This window comes from Aquicoccus sp. (assembly GCF_041686535.1).
In the GTDB taxonomy this organism is placed as follows: domain Bacteria; phylum Pseudomonadota; class Alphaproteobacteria; order Rhodobacterales; family Rhodobacteraceae; genus Aquicoccus.
The window spans coordinates 56,034-72,880 of sequence record NZ_JAWLDS010000007.1 but is presented as its reverse complement, the minus strand read 5'-3'; the positions used below and the strand labels follow the sequence as shown (position 1 = coordinate 72,880).

Here is a 16,847-nt window from a genome sequence, read left to right as displayed (position 1 = left end):
CGAACGCCTTTCATTTCTTTTCGTGGGTGGCATCAAGACCTTGCGGCGTGTCATCGGTGTGCTGCGGCGCTTTGCCGTTCTGCTGGTTCTGCTTGCGATGCTGGCTTTCAACGTGGCCAGCTTCACGATCGCGCCTCTGACCATGGTCATGAGTGATATTGCACAATGGCTTATCGGTCGGTCGGTCGTGGCGCAAATGAGTCAGGAAGCATCGCGATTGAAATCGAGAAATGCATCACTTTCTTCTGACAAAATGGAGATGCGGGCCAAAAACCGGAAGCTGACCACCGATCTGGACAGGTCACAGGCGAACCTGAAGCGAACCCGGACCGATCTGAACACCACGCGCGAGAGCCTGAAGAAAACCCGGGTTGATTTGGATGCCACGCAGAAGAATTTGACGGCGAGCAGGGCCGAGTTGCAGAAGGCAGAAGGATTTCGGAAATCCCGCGCTGAGTTGGACAGATCGACCCGACGGATTGCTCAGCGCGTGGTGCGCGGCGCGGGCCGCAATGTTGCGGCGGTTCCGATGGAGGTTGTTCCGGTCGTGGGGGCCGCAACGATCATTGCTGTCACGGCTCTTGATATCAAGGAAGCCTGCGACACGGTCAATGACATGCAAGACCTGCGTGTGGCCAGCGGCATCGACGAGGAGCCGCAGGATTGGGCTTCACAGGTCTGTGGGAGTTTCTCGCGCCCCTCGTCACCCGAAGTCTGCGAGATGACGGTTCCGCAGTGTCGCGAACATGCGCAAGATGTTCGCGAGAGGCTGGGTAATGAGCTGGCCGACATGATCGTTGAACAATGCGATCAATTGATTTTGCCGAATCCGTCGATCTGCAGGCCGCCTCCGCCCGAGGACGAACCCCCCCCGTTGCCGCCTCGGTGATTGTCGTGTCGGATTGCGCCCCATGGGTGGCGGCCTGTTTCGCCCTTGAGCCGGTCAGTCGGCCGGGGCCGGGCACATTGTGCGTCTTGCCCCCTACATCCGCGCTTCGATGAGGTGGGGGCCCGGTTCGGCGAAGGCGCGGGCGAGTTCGCGGTGCAGGTCTTGCGCGTCCGAGACGCTTATGCCCGGCACGCCGTAGGTGCGGGCCTGGGCGACCCAGTCGATCGGGGGGTTGTCGAGGCTCATCAGCGGGTCGGACTGTTCATCCGGTTCGCCCGCGCCGATGCGCGACATCTCGGTGGCGAGGATGCGGTAGCGCCGGTTCGACAGGATCACCACGGTCACGTTCATGCCCGCGCGCGCCATGGTCCAGAGCGCCTGGGGCGTGTAGCTGGCCGAGCCGTCGCCGACCACGGCCAGGACGGGCCGGTCGGGGCAGGCGGCCGCGGCGCCCACGGCCACAGGCATCGCGTAACCGATCGAGCCGCCACGGTTGTTGAGCCAGTCATGCGCGGGCGATGCCGCGCAGGCCGGTTGCAGGTGGGGGCCGTTGGTGACGGATTCGTCGGCCACGATGGCGCCTTCGGGCAGGGCGTTGGCCACGGCGGCGCCCAGTGCCTCGGGCGTGATCGCGCCGCGCGGCAGGGGCGGCATGGCGGGGGCCGAGGTCTCGGCGGGCTTGGCGCCCAGATGATCGGCCAGTGCCGCCAGCGCCGCTTCGAGATCGCCCTCGGGCGGGGAGAGGCGCGTGACCGCGCAGCCCTCGGGCAAGAGCGCGCTGGGCCGTTCGGGATAGGCGAAGAAGGCCACCGGGGCGCGGGCCCCGGCGAGGATGGCGTGGCCCGTATCGGCCAGCGCGTCGAGTGCCGCGTCGATCTGGAAGGGCACACGGGCCAGTTCGGGCAGGCCCCCGCCGCGGGAGGTGCGGGCGGTCGCCGCCTCGGCGCGCAGGCTGGCGCCGGTTTTCGCGGCGATGGCGTGGCCCAGTTCGATGGCACGGCGGGTGATGTGGGGGCTGCCCAGCAGAAGGAGCGCGCCGGGCTCTTGCAGGGCCTTGGCCGCCGCGGCGACGGCGGCGGCCTCGGGCGGCGTGGGCATGGGCGGGCTGGCGGGCGGCAGGTTCGAGGGCTGTGCCGCGCTCCAGGCGATGTCATTGGGCACGATCAGCGTGCCGACCCCGGTGGGCCCGGTCCGGATCTCGGCCAGCATCTCGGTCACGGCGGCGTCGATCCCGCCGGTGTCGCGCAGGGTGGCCACCGATTTGCTGACCGGGCGGGCGAGACCGTCGATATCGGCGGTGAGCGGGGCGTCATGGGCGATGTGGTCCACGGCGTGTTCGCCGACGATGTTGATGATCGGCGAGGCGGCCTTGCGCGCGTTGTGCAGATTGGCGATGCCGTTGGCGAGGCCGGGGCCGAGGTGCAAGAGCGTCGCGGCCGGCTTGCGGGCCATGCGGGCATAGCCGTCGGCGGCGCCGGTGGCGACGCCCTCGAAAAGGCACAGGTGACAGGTGATGCCAAGGTCGTGGGTGAAAGACGACACCAGGTGCATCTCGGTGGTGCCGGGATTGGCAAAGCATGTATCGACACCGTTCCGGGCCAGAACCCGGGCCAGTATGTCCGCGCCTGTCTGTGCCATCTGCGTCGCTCCTTGATGCCGTTGTGTCCGGCGCCGAAGGTGGCAGCCGAACACGGGCAGCGCAAGCGGCAACGCTGCGTTCCGGGCGGGGCGCGATCAGATCCGGAAGAGCGGTTGCAGGACGCGCGGCATGAAGGCGTTGAATTTCAACGCCCCGTCGGTGGCGGCAAGGCAGATGCAGGGCGGGCCGTCGGCGGCGATCGGCGTGTGTTCGAGATCGGCATCGGCCACTTCGAGATCGCCAGGGCCGAAATGGCCGGTTTCATCCTCGAAGGCGCCTTGCAGAACCAGCGTCAGTTCGAGACCATTATGCCCATGATCCGGCACCGCCTGGCCGGGCGGGATCCACAAGAGCCGCACCGAGCCTTCGGGGCCATGGTCGATGATGCATTGCCGGTTGCCCATGCCCATCCGCTTCCATTTCGGTGGGTGGCCCTTGAGCGCCTCCATCACCGGGCCGGGATAGACCCCCTGGCGCGATTGTGGCGTTGGCAGGTCGAAGGGCGCATCGAGCGCGTCCAGCACGCGGTCGCGCAGGGACTCGCTGATCTGTTCGGGCGTGGAGTCCTCGATGATGGCACCGCCCGTGGCCTCATGCGCGGCGAGCCGCGCGCGGCATTCGTCACAGAGCGACACGTGCGCGGCCACGACGAGCGCGAAGGGCTTGGGCAGGGTGCCAGCTGCATAGGCGATCAGGAGGTTGTCGGGTATGTGGTGAGCGATGCCGGTCATGGCGTACCTATGGTCTTGAGTTCGTGGCGCAGCCGTTCGAGGCCGAGGCGTATGCGCGATTTGATGGTTCCGAGCGGTAGGCCGGTTTCGGCCTGGATGTCGGTGTGGCTCAACTCGCCCAGGTAAGCCTTTTCGACCATTTCCCGCTGTGCCGGTTTCAGCTTGGCGAGCGCCTGTTTGAGCTTTTCGGTTTCCTGCTCCAACGCAAGAACCTGGCTCGCGTCCGGGGTGGTGTCTTCCTGCTGCGCGATCTCTTCGGGCACGGGGCGACGTTCGCGGCGCAGGATGTCGATCTGTCGGTTGCGCGCGATCTGGTAGATCCAGCTTGAGACCTGCGCGCGCTCGGGATCGAACTGGTGGGCCTTGTGCCAGACGGTCAACATCACGTCCTGCACGATGTCCTCGACCTGTGCGGATGGTGCGCCCGACCGTGCGACGACCCCCTTGAGACGCGGCGCGAAATGATCGAAGAGCTGGGCAAAGGCCCTGCGATCCCGATCGTCGCGGATCGCGAGCATCCATTCGGTCTGGATCGAGTAGTCTGACTTGCGCACCTGTGCCTGCTCTTTTCCTGACGTCATACTGACGACAAGAGTATCGCAGGGGGCAGTGACCGCAAGCGGTCTGTGGTCATCAAGCATCATCATGCGGTGTTTACGTGGTGTTTCGCGGCGTGGATCACTCCTCCGTGCGATTTCTTTGCATTGTTTTTTAGCCTCTCGGGTTTGATCCGATTGCCGGGGCCGAGCGTAGCCATGCCGTATAAGAAAGAAGGGACCATCAATGTCGTTCGACGCCCCCCCGCAACAGCGCCTGCGCATCGCCATCGTGGGCGGTGGTATATCGGGACTTGCCGCCGCGTATCGGCTGACACCGCGACACGATGTGACTCTCTTCGAGGCCGAGCCGCGCCTTGGCGGACATGCACGCACCGTGGTGGCCGGTCGCAACGGGGATCAGCCAGTCGATACCGGGTTCATCGTGTTCAATTTCGTCAATTATCCGCATCTGACGGCCATGTTCCACGATCTCGGCGTGCCGATCGAGAAGAGCAACATGAGCTTTGGCGCGACGATCGACGACGGGCGGGTGGAATACGGGTTGAGCAGCCTTGGTGCGCTTTTCGCGCAGAAGGGCAACCTCGGGCGGCCGGGTTTCCTGGCCATGGTGCGCGACATCATGCGGTTCAACACGCGCGCCGAGGCGGCCGCGGATGACGGGCTTACGATTGACGAGCTGATGCGCGAGCTGCGCCTGGGCGACTGGTTCCGGCGCTATTACCTTATGCCGATCTGCGGGGCGATCTGGTCGACGCCGATGGAGCAGATCGGGAGCTTTCCCGCGGCGACGCTGGTGCGGTTCTTCAAGAACCACGCGCTGATGAACGTGACAGGACAGCACCAGTGGTGGACTGTCTCGGGCGGCAGCCGCGAATATGTCAGGCGGCTGGAGACGCGCCTTTCCAGCCTTGGGTGCGACCTGCGGCCGGGCACGCCGGTTCAGGCGGTCGAGCGGGACGGGCAGGGCGTGGTCATCCGCAGCGCGCGCCACGGGGCGGAGAGTTTCGACCAGGTGATCTTTGCCTGTCATTCCGATGACGCATTGCGCCTGCTGTCGCGCCCGACGGGTGAGGAGCACGCGGCACTGTCGGACCTGACCTATCAGGACAATCATGCTATACTGCATTGTGACGAGGCGCAGATGCCGAAGCGCAGGGCGTGCTGGTCCTCGTGGGTCTACAAGGCCGAGGATCACGATACGCGCCCTGCGATCGGCGTGACATACTGGATGAACCGCTTGCAGAACATCCCCGAAACCGACCCGCTTTTCATCTCGCTCAACCCGGCCCGACCGGTGCGCGAGGATCGAATCTATGATGAGGTCACCTTCCGCCATCCGGTGTTCGACCAGGCGGCGCTGAGCGCGCAAAAGAGGCTCTCCGCGATCCAGGGGCAGAACCGCACCTGGTTTGCGGGCGCCTACCTGCGGCACGGGTTTCACGAGGACGGGTTTGCAACTGCCGTGCGGGTCGCGCGTGCGCTAGAACGGGTGACGGTTTGAGCCTGCGCGCCGAACATATCGCGGGCAGCACCACGCATGCGCGGCGCGGTAATATCCGCAACGCGTTTCGCTACGGGGTGGATTACGTCCTGATCGACCCCGAGGCGCGGGCCACCCCGCGCCTCTTCTCGCGCAACCGGTTCAACCTTTTTTCCGTGATGGACCGCCATCACGGCGGAGAGCGGGGCCGGGGCCGGGGGGTGCGCTGGGCGCGGGAAGTCCTGGCGCGGGCGGGGCTGGACCCGGACGGGGTGCAGATCCTGCTTCTGACGCAGCCGGGGTTCCTGGGATACGTGTTCAACCCGGTGAGTTTCTGGCTGGCGATGGAGGATGGTGCCGTGCGCGCGGTCATTGCCGAGGTCAACAACACGTTCGGCGACCGCCACAGTTACCTTTGCCACCGCGACGGGTTCGCCCCGATCACGCCGGAGACGGAATTGACATCGCGCAAGATCTTTCACGTCTCGCCGTTTCAGGACGTTGAGGGCGCATATCGTTTCCGTTTCGACATCCGGGCGGACCGGATCGCCATCCGCATCCTGCATGAAAACGGCGCCGAGGGGATCGTGGCGACACTGCAGGGCGCGCGCAAACCCCTGACAGATCGGTCGATCCTGTGGGCCGCGCTGCGCCGGCCGTTCGGGGCGTTGCGCACGATCGCACTTATCCATTGGCAGGCGTTGCGCCTGAAACTCAAGGGCGCGCGCTATCGCAGCCGGCCCGCACCACCGAGACAGGAGGTCAGCTGATGCTGTTCGTCACAAAACGTGTCAGACACGAATTCTTGGAAAGCTGCAGTCGCATCCGCAAGGGGAGCCTGCATCTCGTCACGCCCGAGGGCGAACGCCATGATTTCGGCAGCGGCGCCCCGCAGGCGGTGATGGAGTTGCACGATTGGAGCGTGGTCACGGCGATGGCGGTGCGTGGCGATATCGGGCTGGGCGAAGCCTATGTCGCGGGGCTTTGGGACACGCCGTCGATCGAGACGCTTGCGACGGTGGCGACGCTCAACCTCGACGAGTTGACGAAATTCGCCTACCCGGGGTTCTGGAGCGGGCTGAAATTTCGCGCGGTGGATCGCATCCTGCGGGCGAATTCGCAAAAGGGCGCGGCGCGCAACATCCGGGCGCATTACGATGTCGGAAACGAATTCTACCAGCTTTGGCTGGACGAGGGCATGACCTATTCCTCGGCGATGTTCGCACCGGGCGACAACGATCTGGAGCGCGCGCAGAACCGCAAATACGACCACGCGCTGGCCCGGATGAGCGAAGGCGAGCGGATACTGGAGATCGGTTGCGGCTGGGGCGGGTTTGCCGAGCGCGCGGCGGATCAGGGCCGCGATGTGACCGGCATCACCATCTCGCCCAGCCAGAAGGGGTTTGCCGATGCGCGGCTCGATGGGCGGGCGCGGATCGAGCTGCGCGATTACCGCGAGACCGAAGGCAAGTTCGACAATATCGTGTCGATCGAGATGATCGAGGCGGTGGGCGAGCGTTACTGGCCCAGCTATTTCGCAACGCTCAAGGCGCGGCTGGCCGAGGGCGGGCGCGCGGTGGTGCAGGCGATCACGGTGCCGGACGCGTATTTCCCCAAGTATCGCAAGGGCACCGACTACATCCGCCACTATACCTTTCCGGGGGGCATGTTGCTGTCGGACAGCGTGATAGCCGAGCAGGCGCGCAGCGCGGGGTTGGTCGTGCGCGACAGCCTGGCCTTTGGCGAGGATTACGCGCGCACCTGCCGGACATGGGCCGAGCGCCTGGTGGCGGCCAGCCCGCGGATCGAGGTGCTGGGTTATGACCGGGCCTTCATGCGCAACTGGCAGTATTACCTCGAAATCTGCGCGTCGAGTTTCGCGTTGGCCCAGACCGACGTGGTGCAGGTGGAACTCGTCCATGCGTGAACTGGCGGCACTTCTTGTCATGGTTTCCCTGCTGATGCCGGGACAGGGGCAGGCACGCACCGATATCGTCGCGGCGGGTATCGACGGGGCGCAGAACCTCGGTCGTGTGACCGTGCGCTGGTTCGGTGTGCCGCTTTATGACGCGGCGCTTTACATCGAGGGTGGAGAACGGTTTTCGTGGCAGGTGCCGATGGCGCTCGAACTGGCGTATCGGCGCGAAATCAGCGGTGAACGCCTTGTCGAGGCGACGGCGCGCGAGCTTGAACGCATCGAGGGATCGCGGCGCGATCACCCGATCATCCTCGAAAAACTCGAAAGCTGTTTTCGCGATGTCGCCCAGGGGGACCGGTTCCTGGCCGTGGCGCAGGCCGGTGACAGGGTGGATTTCTGGTTCAATGGCGCGCGTGTCTGCGAGGTGCGGCACGAGAACCTGCGCAAACGGTTCCTCGGGATCTGGCTTTCGGACGATGCGCGCTCGATTGCGCTGTCGCGCCGTCTCAGGGGCCAGTGATGAGCTATTGGCAGGTCAGTCTTTTCGCGATGCTGCTCGCGGCGGCTGGTTTGCCGCTCTATATCCATCTGCCGCGCTATGCGACGACGCAGATGGGGCTGGACCTGTCGACGGTCGGCGGAATCCTGATCGGGCTGCGGGTGGTGGATTTCGTGCAGGACCCGTTCCTTGGCCGGCTTATCGACCGTTTTCCCGGCGCGCGCGCGGGGTTCGCCGCGCTGGCGCTCGGGGCGATGGCGCTTGGCTTCGTGATGCTGTTCACCATGGCGCCGCCGGTGGCACCTGTTCTCTGGCTGGTGCTGTCGCTGATCGTGGTGTTCACCGGGTTCAGCCTCGGCTCGATCCTGTTTTACGGCCAGAGCCTTGCACTGGCGGGGTCGCGCGAGGGGTTGATCGGGCTGGCGGGATGGCGCGAGGCGGGCACGCTTGCGGGGATCATCCTTGCGGCGATTGCGCCGGTGCTGCTGGCGCCCTTTGACGGGCGCGATGGCTATGCGCTTTTCGGGGGCGGGCTGGCCGTGGCGGCGGTGCTGGTCTGGACGGCGACCCGCGGGCTCTGGCGGCCGGGCGATGCGTCCCATGGGCGCCTCGATTACGGGGCGCTTTGGTCGGCGGGCGGCGGGCGGCTCTTGCTGCTGGCCTTTGTCAACAGCCTGCCGGTGGCGATGACCTCGACGCTGTTTCTGTTCTTCGTCGAGGACCGGCTGATGCTTGGGGGGCTGGCGGGGCCGTTCCTGATCCTGTTCTTCCTGGCCTCCGGGCTCTCGGTGCCGTTCTGGACCGTGGCGGCACGTCGGCTGGGCACGCGGCGGGTGTTGCTCTTTTCGATGTCGCTGGCGATCCTGTCCTTTGGCGGGGCGGCGCTCTTGCCGCAGGGGGCGGTGGTGGGCTTTACGCTCATCTGTGTCGGGTCGGGCGCTGCGCTGGGGGCCGACATGGTGATCCTGCCGGCCTTGTTCGCCGCCCTGACCGGCCGTGCGGGGCAGGTCGCGGGGCAGGCGTTCGGCCTGTGGTCGCTGGCGGGAAAGCTCGCGCTTGCGGTGGCGGCGGTGGCGCTTTTGCCGCTGCTCGACTGGAGCGGGTTCCAGCCTGGCGGGACGAACGATGCGCGGGGCCTTCTGACGCTCACGCTCGCTTATGCGGTGATCCCATGTCTTATCAAGCTCGTTGCGATCTGGATGGTCGCGCGGCTGTCTCAGGAAGTGGAAATGAGATGAAACTGACCCTGTTACTCGTGATCGTGGTTCTGAGTGTTGCCCTGTGGCGCCCCGGTTTGGGGTTCAAGTCGCAGCGCCCCGAGCATTACCGGGCCACCGGCCCCGCCTTCGACATTCGCGAACACCTGGCCGGGGACCTGATTTCCGAGGGCATGATCTATGGCCCGCGCGGTCAGGTCGTGTCGCGCTTCGTGGCGGACATGAAGGGCACATGGGTCGGCAGCACCGGCACGCTGGCCGAGGACTTCCGCTATGCCGGCGGAGGCGAGCAAAGCCGCGAATGGCGCCTGACGCTGGGCGAGAACGGGACCTTTACCGCCGAGGCCGATGACATCATCGGGCAAGCCACTGGCGAGGTGAGCGGCGCGACGCTTTCCATGCGATACCGCATCCGCCTGCCCGAGGAGGGCGGCGGGCATGTGCTCGATGTCACGGACTGGCTTTACCTGATGGAGAACGGCACGATCCTCAACCGGTCGCAGATGCGCAAGTTCGGGATCAAGGTGGCGGAACTGGTTGCGACCATGCGACCGGCGGGAGAGTGACATGATCGCGGGGCGCACATTCTGGATCATCGGGGCGAGCGAAGGGCTGGGCCGGGCGCTGGCGCATGAATTGGACCAGGCTGGTGCGCGGCTTGTCCTGTCGGCGCGGTCGGCCGGTCGGCTCGACAGTCTTGCCGAAGAGATTGGAGGGACGGTGCGGGTCGTGCCGATGGATGTGTCCGATCCGGCCTCGGTGCGCGATGCGGTGGCGGCGGCGGGCGAGGTGGACGGTATGATCTATTGCGCGGGGTTTTATGAGCCGCTGAGCGTCGCGGAATGGAAGCCGGAGGCCGTCGAGGCGATGTGCGAAGTGAATTTCATGGGGGCGGTGCGCGTGCTGGGCCACGTGGCGCCCGCTATGGCGGCGCGTGGGCGCGGGCATCTGGTGCTGATCGGGTCGCTCGCCGGGTTCACCGGGCTCCCCGGCGCGATCGGATACGGGGCGAGCAAGGCCGCGGTGATGCACCTGGCCGAGAACATGCAGGCCGATCTGCGCGGGACCGGCGTGCGGGTGCAACAGATCAACCCGGGCTTCATCCGCACGCGCCTGACCGACAAGAACAGCTTTGCCATGCCCTTCCTCATGGAGCCGGACGAAGCCGCGCGCCGCGTGGTGCACGCGATGAAATCCGGGCGGTTCGCGACCTCTTTTCCGCGGGTTTTCTCGTGGCTGTTCCGGGCGGGGCGGTTCCTGCCCCGATCACTTTTCCTGCGCCTTTTCTAGGCTTTACCCCGTCAGATCGTGACGCGAGACAAGGTGGAAGCGGCCCTTGTCGTTCTCGCCGAAAAGGCAAAGCTCGCGCAGATGAAACGGCGCGGGCAGGTGCGGGGCAAACGCGGTTTGCAATGTCATTCGGACCGGCTCAACCATGTCGTCGGGCAGGGGGCCGCTCAGGGTGATGTGAAAGCGGAAGGCGTCGAAAACATACGGGTAACCCCACGTTTCGAGATAGCCCTGCTGTTTCGCGGAAAGTCGCGCCTTTTGGCGGCGGGCCAGTTCCACGTCGGTTGGTGGTGCGCGGTGGTGATCGAGGCGTCGCACGGCCTCGCCCGCGACATGGGCAATCCCGGTCGGGTCGCCGCGCAGGGTGAGGGCGAGGAAACGGCCGATCCGCGAGACCTCCAGCCCCTCGGCGCTGGCCGGGGCGAGCGTGTTTGCAAGCGCGGCGAGATCGGCCTCGAGCGCGCCCGCGTCGCTTGTTTCGGCGATGCGGAAGGGTGGTTTGAGCGTGGCATGAAGGCCGTATTTGCGGGGCGTCGCGGTGAGTTCCGACGCGGGCCGGGGCAGGCCGGGCAGTTCGGGATGTGGGCGGGGGGCACCCGCCACCGCGTCCCAGCCAAGCCAGGATGCGCCGAAATCGGCGAGCGGGCCGGGTTCGGGTGCGAAATAGATGGCGTATCGGCGAAAGGTGGGCATCCGGTTACGCGGTCTTGAGCAATTCGGCCATGTGCCGCAGGGCGAGCATGTAGCCTTGCGTGCCGCAGCCGGCGATGACCGCATCGGCCCGAAGGCTGACATAGGAGTGATGGCGGAAGCTCTCGCGCTTGTGCACCTGGCTGATATGGACCTCGATCACCGGGCCGTCGAACATGTTGAGCGCGTCGAGGATGGCGACGGATGTATGCGTATAGGCCGCGGGGTTGATGATAAGGCCCGCCGCCGCGTCGCGGGCGGCTTGGATCTGATCGACGATCCCGCCCTCGTGGTTCGACTGGAACAAGGCCACCTCCAGCCCCAGATCGCGGCCGAGCGCGATGCTGTCGGTCTCGATGTCGGCCAGCGTGCGCGCGCCGTAGATCCCGGGTTCGCGCTTGCCCAGGAGGTTGAGATTGGGGCCGTTGAGGATATGAACGGTGTGGTTCTCGGGGCGTGTCATGGGGGCATGTCCTTGGCTGGCGTGGCCCCTTATGGCCCTTCGGGGCGATCCGTGGCAAGTCGCCTGCCGGCGGTCTTTTTCCCGATGTGATCACCCCGCGTCAGTGCCCTTCGCGAAGCGCCGGCTGGTCGGCCTTGAACGCCTCGTCCACCGGAACCTGAATCGCATTGGCGAGCGCGTTGGTCTGGCTGGCCAGCCCGATCACCGCCAGAAGCTCGGCATACATCTCGTCCGACATGCCCTTGGCGCGGGCGCCGGCGGCGTGGGAATGGGCGCAATAGGCACAGGAATTGGCAGCGGAAACAGCGATGTAGATCATTTCCTTGGTCAGCGGATCGAGCGCGCCGGGGCCCATCACCTGCTTGACCCGTCCCCAGACCGCGGCCAGTTGCGCGGGGTCATGGGCGAGTGCGCGCCAGAAATTGTTGACATATTCAGTCTGCCGCGTGGCGCGGATGTCGTCGAAGACAGCGCGGGCCTCGGGGCTGAGATCGTCGTCGGAGAGCAGCGGCAGGGTCGACATCGTGAATTCCCTTCGATGGTTGAGACATGCCCGCCATAGGGGATCAAATCATGCCGCTTGTCAAAGGGGGCAACAGCAAACCGCCGCCGGGATCCCGGCGGCGGCAGGTTGTTCTGTTTGGGTAAAAGTCTTAGAAACCAAGACCTTCGTATTTCTTCTTGAACTTGGAGACACGGCCGCCGGCGTCCATCAGGCGGGTGCCGCCCCCGGTCCAGGCCGGGTGCACGGACGGGTCCACGTCGAGCGAGAGCGTGTCGCCCTCGGCGCCCCAGGTGGAGCGCATCTTGACCACGGTGCCATCGGTCATCTTGACGTCGATGAAGTGGTAATCGGGGTGGATATCTTTTTTCATGCCGGGTCCCCTTACGCTTTGGTCTTGGGCTTGTAGGTGTTGTCTTCGGCGATCCGGGCGGATTTGCCGCGGCGGGCGCGCAGGTAATAGAGCTTGGCGCGGCGGACACGGCCGCGGCGGATCACCTGGATCGACTCGATATTGGTCGAATAGAGCGGGAACACGCGCTCGACGCCTTCACCAAAGGAAATCTTGCGGACGGTGAACGATCCGGCGATCCCGCCGCCATTCTTGCGGCTGATGCAGACGCCTTCGTAGTTCTGCACCCGGGTGCGGGTGCCTTCGGTCACCTTGTAGCCGACGCGAATCGTGTCGCCGGCCTTGAAATCGGGGATATCTTTCCCCAGCGAGGCGATTTGCTCGGCCTCGATCTGTGCGATCAGGTCCATTGACCTAACTCCTTCAAATGCTTGCGGTTTTCTTCCGCAAAGGTGGTTCGTGCCTCAGAGCTGCGGTCTTCGATCGGGTCCGCGGGTTGCGCCCGCCGCAGGTCAGGTCAACGTTTCTTGTCCGGCTCGTTCTTGCCGCGGGCGGGGTCGGGGAAGCACCCGGGCGCCGGGAGGGGCGAAAACGAAAACCCGGGAAAAGGGCTGCGCCGATTCCCGGATCTGCGTCCGTATAGTGCGCGCGGGCCTTTTTCGCAAGGGTTAATGGCGCGGGCTCAGCCCTTGCCCTTGTCCCGCGCGGCCCAGAGATCGGGGCGGCGCTGGCGGGTCAGCGCCTCGGATTGCGCGCGGCGCCATTTCGCGATCTCGCCATGGTTGCCCGACATCAGCACATCGGGGATCGCGCGGCCCTGCCATTCGGCCGGTCGGGTGAACTGAGGATGTTCCAGCAAGCCGTTGGAAAAGCTTTCTTCTTCGGTGCTGGCGGCATTGCCGAGGACGCCCGGCAAGAGCCGCACCGTGGCGTCGATCACGGCCTGCGCGGCCAACTCGCCCCCGGTCAGGACGAAATCGCCGAGGCTCACCTCTTCGATGGCGTAATGATCGAGCACCCGCTGGTCGACCCCTTCGAAACGCCCACAAAGCAGGGTGAGCCCGGGAAGGGCGGCAAATTCGCGCGCCATGGCCTGGTCAAAGCGCCGCCCGCGTGGCGAAAGGTAGATGAGTTTCAAGGGGTTGCGGGCCTGTCTTCGGGCATGTTCGATGGCCGCCGAGAGCACGTCGGCGCGCAGCACCATGCCTGCGCCGCCGCCCGCGGGCGTGTCATCGACGTTGCGATGCTTGCCGATGCCGAAGGGACGCAGGTCGATCGCGTCGAGCTGCCACAGCCCGTCCTTGAGCGCGCGGCCGGTCAGGCTTTCGCCCAGGACACCGGGAAAAGCGTTGGGAAACAGGGTGATGACCTGCGCCGTCCAGGCATGGGCCAGGCGGTTTTCCTGCATCAGGTCGCGCGGCGCCGCGCTGGGGGCGATGGACTTGCGGCCATGGGATCTGGGGCGGTCGGTCATGCGCATCTCATAGGGCAAAGCGCGCGCCATGCAAACAACCAGTCAACGTGGCGCTCTGCAAGGTTAACGCGGGTTTTCCGCGAAAGATCGGGGGGTGATCCCCAGCTGCCGCCCGGCTGCCCTGCGTGCACCGCCGCGTTGCAGCGTCAAATGGCGAGGCACGGGTTAACGGAGCGCCCGCATGGGGCTTCATCTTGCCAAAAATACTCAAAAGGAAAACGCGCGCCCCCCGGGCCGCAGGGCCGGAGGGTGCAGGATTTTCGAACGGTCCGCTTCAGGCAGACTTGGCGAGGTTGCGCAGCACGTAATGCAGCACGCCGCCATGTTCGATATATTCGATCTCGATCGCGGTATCGATCCGGCACTTGAGCGTGATCTCTTTCACGCTGCCATCGGCATAGGTGATCTCGCAGGGCACTTCGGCCTGCGGGGTGATCGTGTCGAGCCCCTTGATCGAGACGCTCTCCTCGCCGGTGAGGCCCAGCGTCTTGCGGGTGTCGCCGCTGGTGAACTCAAACGGGATCACCCCCATGCCGACGAGGTTCGAGCGGTGGATGCGCTCGAAGTTCTCGGCGATCACGGCCTTGACACCGAGAAGCGCGGTGCCCTTGGCCGCCCAGTCGCGCGAGGAACCCGCGCCATATTGTTCGCCGCCAAAGACGACGAGCGGGCGGCCCTTTTCGGCCCAGGCCATGGCGGCATCGAAGATCGAGGTCTGCTTGCCGTCCGGGCCCTTGGTATAGCCGCCTTCGACGCCGTGCAGCATCTCGTTCTTGATGCGGATATTGGCGAAGGTGCCGCGCATCATCACCTCGTGGTTGCCGCGGCGCGAGCCGTAGGAGTTGAACTCGGACACCGGCACCTGGCGTTCGGTGAGGTACTGGCCGGCGGGCGTGTCGGGTTTGAAGCTGCCCGCGGGGCTGATGTGGTCGGTCGTCACCATGTCGCCCAGAATGGCGAGGATGCCGGCGCCCTCGATATTCGAGATGGTGCCGGGATCGGCGCCCATGCCCTGGAAATAGGGCGGGTTCTGGATATAGGTCGAGGTGGCGGGCCAGTCATAGGTCTCGTCGCCCGAGGTTTCGACCTCCTGCCATTTCTCGTCGCCCTTGAAGACATCGGCGTATTTCGACTGGAACGCCTCGCGGGTGACGGTTTTCTCGACCAGTTCGGCGATTTCCTTCTGGCTGGGCCAGATATCCTTGAGATAGACATCCTTGCCGTCCGGGGTCTGGGCCAGCGGTTCGTTGGCAAGGTCGATGTTCATGTCGCCGGCCAGCGCATAGGCCACCACGAGCGGTGGGCTGGCCAGGTAGTTGGCACGCACATCAGGGCTGATCCGGCCCTCGAAGTTGCGGTTGCCCGAGAGCACCGAGGTGGCGATGAGATCGGCCTCGGAGATTGCCTTGGAGATTTCGGGCTGGAGCGGGCCGGAATTGCCGATACAGGTGGTGCAGCCATAGCCCACGAGGTTGAAGCCGATGGCGTCGAGATCCTCGGACAGGCCGGCGGCGTCCAGGTACTGGGTCACCACCTGGCTGCCGGGTGCGAGCGAGGTCTTGACCCAGGGCTTGCGATCGAGGCCGAGTTCGCGCGCCTTTCTTGCCACCAGCCCCGCGCCGATCATCACGTAGGGGTTCGAGGTGTTGGTGCAGGAGGTGATCGAGGCGATCACGACCGAGCCATCGCGCAGCGTGTAATCCTCGCCCTCGACCTTCACGGATTTGCGCGGGTCGATCAGGGCGTCGGGCGTGGGGCCTTCGGCGGCCATGTCATTGGCGGCAGCGCCTTCATCCTCTCCGCGGTATTCCGAAACCACGTCGAAAAAGGCGCGTGCGGCCTTGTCGAGCGGGGTGTAATCCTGCGGGCGTTTCGGCCCAGAGATGGCGGGCACGATCTCGCCCATGTCGAGTTCGAGCGTGTCGGAATAGACCGGGTCGTAATCGGGGGTGCGCCAGAAGCCGTTTTCCTTGGCATAGGCTTCGACCAGGGCGATGCGGTCCTCGTCGCGGCCGGTCTGGCGCAGGTAGCGCAGGGTCTCGTCATCGACGGGGAAGAAACCGCAGGTGGCGCCGTATTCGGGAGCCATGTTGGCGATGGTGGCGCGGTCGGCGAGCGGCAGGTGGTCGAGGCCGGGGCCGTAGAATTCGACGAACTTGCCCACCACGCCCTTGGCGCGCAGCATTTCCACGACCTTGAGCACGAGGTCGGTGCCGGTGGTGCCTTCCATCATCGCACCGGTCAGCTTGAAACCCACGACCTCGGGGATGAGCATCGAAATCGGCTGGCCCAGCATCGCGGCCTCGGCCTCGATCCCGCCGACGCCCCAGCCCAGAACGGCGACGCCATTGATCATGGTGGTGTGGCTGTCGGTGCCGACGAGCGTGTCGGGGTAGGCCACCGTCTCGCCCGACTGGTCCTCGTCGGTCCAGACGGTCTGGGCGAGGTATTCGAGGTTGACCTGGTGGCAGATGCCGGTGCCCGGCGGCACGACGCGGAAATTGTTGAACGCGCTCTGGCCCCATTTGAGGAACTGGTAGCGTTCCATGTTGCGCTCGTACTCGCGGTCCACGTTCATCTGGAAGGCGCGGGGGTTGCCGAACTCGTCGATCATCACCGAGTGGTCGATCACGAGGTCAACGGGGTTGAGCGGGTTGATCTTCTGCGCGTCGCCGCCCAGCGCCTTGATACCGTCGCGCATCGCGGCCAGGTCGACAACCGCCGGGACGCCGGTGAAATCCTGCATCAGAACGCGGGCCGGGCGGTAGGCCAGTTCGCGGTTGGCGCGGCCGCCGTTCTCGGCCCATTCGGAGAACGCCTTGATGTCGTCCACGGTGACGGTCTTGCCGTCCTCGAAGCGCAGCATGTTTTCGAGCACCACCTTGAGCGCGGCGGGCAGGCGCGAGAAATCGCCCAGGCCGGCGGCCTCGGCGGCGGCGATCGAGTAATAGGCGACCGATTGATCGCCGACCTTGAGGGTCTTGCGGGTCTTGGCGGTGTCCTGTCCAACGGTGATGGGCATTGCTGTCTCTCCCTGGGGAAAACGGTTTAACCTTGGTCGGGCTGCTTGTGGCCGATGCTTGAAACGGTTTCAAGAGGGGTGTTGGCGAATTGTATACTATTGCACACCGATTTGCAATCGC

Annotated in this window: 18 protein-coding genes; 8 read left to right on the top strand and 10 right to left on the bottom strand. The window is 65.4% G+C overall.

The window, feature by feature from the left end:
• On the top strand, positions 1-889 hold an 889-nt coding region (locus ACESL9_RS03265; RefSeq protein WP_372674499.1), incomplete at its 5' end, for a hypothetical protein.
• A 93-nt stretch (positions 890-982) separates the two neighbouring features.
• Here the strand turns inward: ACESL9_RS03265 and ACESL9_RS03260 are convergent.
• From ACESL9_RS03260 to ACESL9_RS03250, 3 genes are all read right to left on the bottom strand, one after another.
• Positions 983-2,527, bottom strand: coding sequence for an acetolactate synthase large subunit (locus tag ACESL9_RS03260; protein ID WP_372674498.1), 1,545 nt, complete (start codon positions 2,525-2,527; stop codon positions 983-985).
• A 96-nt stretch (positions 2,528-2,623) separates the two neighbouring features.
• The gene (locus ACESL9_RS03255; protein ID WP_372614095.1) at positions 2,624-3,259 is read right to left on the bottom strand and encodes a ChrR family anti-sigma-E factor; all 636 of its coding nucleotides are present in this window, start codon (positions 3,257-3,259) and stop codon (positions 2,624-2,626) included.
• Entirely contained in the window at positions 3,256-3,840 is a 585-nt protein-coding gene (locus ACESL9_RS03250) for a sigma-70 family RNA polymerase sigma factor (RefSeq protein ID WP_372614097.1), read from the bottom strand. Before ACESL9_RS03250 ends, ACESL9_RS03255 begins: the two co-directional genes overlap by 4 nt.
• 202 nt (positions 3,841-4,042) lie before the next feature.
• On the opposite strand from ACESL9_RS03250, the gene ACESL9_RS03245 reads away from it, so the two are divergent.
• Genes ACESL9_RS03245 through ACESL9_RS03215 form a run of 7 tightly spaced genes read left to right on the top strand, consistent with a single transcriptional unit; the run spans position 4,043 to position 10,223 of the window.
• Positions 4,043-5,320, top strand: coding sequence for an NAD(P)/FAD-dependent oxidoreductase (locus ACESL9_RS03245; protein ID WP_372614099.1), 1,278 nt, complete (start codon positions 4,043-4,045; stop codon positions 5,318-5,320).
• A 2-nt stretch (positions 5,321-5,322) separates the two neighbouring features.
• Positions 5,323-6,069, top strand: a complete 747-nt coding sequence (locus tag ACESL9_RS03240; protein WP_372614182.1) for a DUF1365 domain-containing protein — start codon at positions 5,323-5,325, stop codon at positions 6,067-6,069.
• Complete coding sequence (locus tag ACESL9_RS03235; protein WP_372674497.1) at positions 6,069-7,226, top strand: class I SAM-dependent methyltransferase; 1,158 nt, start codon at positions 6,069-6,071, stop codon at positions 7,224-7,226. Before ACESL9_RS03240 ends, ACESL9_RS03235 begins: the two co-directional genes overlap by 1 nt.
• Positions 7,219-7,737: a chalcone isomerase family protein gene (locus tag ACESL9_RS03230; protein ID WP_372614103.1), complete on the top strand. Its 519-nt coding sequence runs from the start codon at positions 7,219-7,221 to the stop codon at positions 7,735-7,737. The genes ACESL9_RS03235 and ACESL9_RS03230 overlap by 8 nt, the downstream gene beginning before the upstream one ends.
• Positions 7,737-8,954: an MFS transporter gene (locus ACESL9_RS03225; RefSeq protein ID WP_372614105.1), complete on the top strand. Its 1,218-nt coding sequence runs from the start codon at positions 7,737-7,739 to the stop codon at positions 8,952-8,954. The genes ACESL9_RS03230 and ACESL9_RS03225 overlap by 1 nt, the downstream gene beginning before the upstream one ends.
• Positions 8,951-9,499, top strand: coding sequence for a DUF3833 domain-containing protein (locus ACESL9_RS03220; protein WP_372614107.1), 549 nt, complete (start codon positions 8,951-8,953; stop codon positions 9,497-9,499). Before ACESL9_RS03225 ends, ACESL9_RS03220 begins: the two co-directional genes overlap by 4 nt.
• Before the next feature lies 1 nt (position 9,500).
• A complete protein-coding gene (locus ACESL9_RS03215) occupies positions 9,501-10,223 on the top strand; it encodes an SDR family NAD(P)-dependent oxidoreductase (protein ID WP_372614109.1) in 723 nt (240 codons plus the stop codon).
• Positions 10,224-10,226: 3 nt separating this feature from the next.
• Here ACESL9_RS03215 and ACESL9_RS03210 read toward each other — a convergent pair whose 3' ends face one another.
• The 7 genes from ACESL9_RS03210 to acnA form a co-directional block, all read right to left on the bottom strand.
• Positions 10,227-10,916: a DUF1045 domain-containing protein gene (locus tag ACESL9_RS03210; RefSeq protein ID WP_372614111.1), complete on the bottom strand. Its 690-nt coding sequence runs from the start codon at positions 10,914-10,916 to the stop codon at positions 10,227-10,229.
• Between the two features lie 4 nt (positions 10,917-10,920).
• Positions 10,921-11,376 (bottom strand): type II 3-dehydroquinate dehydratase, encoded by a 456-nt coding sequence (gene aroQ / locus ACESL9_RS03205; RefSeq protein ID WP_372614113.1) that lies wholly within the window; start codon positions 11,374-11,376, stop codon positions 10,921-10,923.
• Positions 11,377-11,476: 100 nt separating this feature from the next.
• Positions 11,477-11,899, bottom strand: a complete 423-nt coding sequence (locus ACESL9_RS03200; RefSeq protein WP_372674496.1) for a carboxymuconolactone decarboxylase family protein — start codon at positions 11,897-11,899, stop codon at positions 11,477-11,479.
• Between the two features lie 130 nt (positions 11,900-12,029).
• Positions 12,030-12,251, bottom strand: coding sequence for a 50S ribosomal protein L31 (rpmE, locus tag ACESL9_RS03195; RefSeq protein WP_372614117.1), 222 nt, complete (start codon positions 12,249-12,251; stop codon positions 12,030-12,032).
• Positions 12,252-12,262: 11 nt separating this feature from the next.
• Positions 12,263-12,640: a 50S ribosomal protein L19 gene (gene rplS / locus ACESL9_RS03190; protein WP_372614119.1), complete on the bottom strand. Its 378-nt coding sequence runs from the start codon at positions 12,638-12,640 to the stop codon at positions 12,263-12,265.
• Positions 12,641-12,912: 272 nt separating this feature from the next.
• Positions 12,913-13,704: a tRNA (guanosine(37)-N1)-methyltransferase TrmD gene (trmD, locus tag ACESL9_RS03185; protein WP_372614121.1), complete on the bottom strand. Its 792-nt coding sequence runs from the start codon at positions 13,702-13,704 to the stop codon at positions 12,913-12,915.
• Positions 13,705-13,978: 274 nt separating this feature from the next.
• The gene (gene acnA / locus ACESL9_RS03180) at positions 13,979-16,726 is read right to left on the bottom strand and encodes an aconitate hydratase AcnA (RefSeq protein ID WP_372614123.1); all 2,748 of its coding nucleotides are present in this window, start codon (positions 16,724-16,726) and stop codon (positions 13,979-13,981) included.
• Positions 16,727-16,847: the final 121 nt, after the last annotated feature.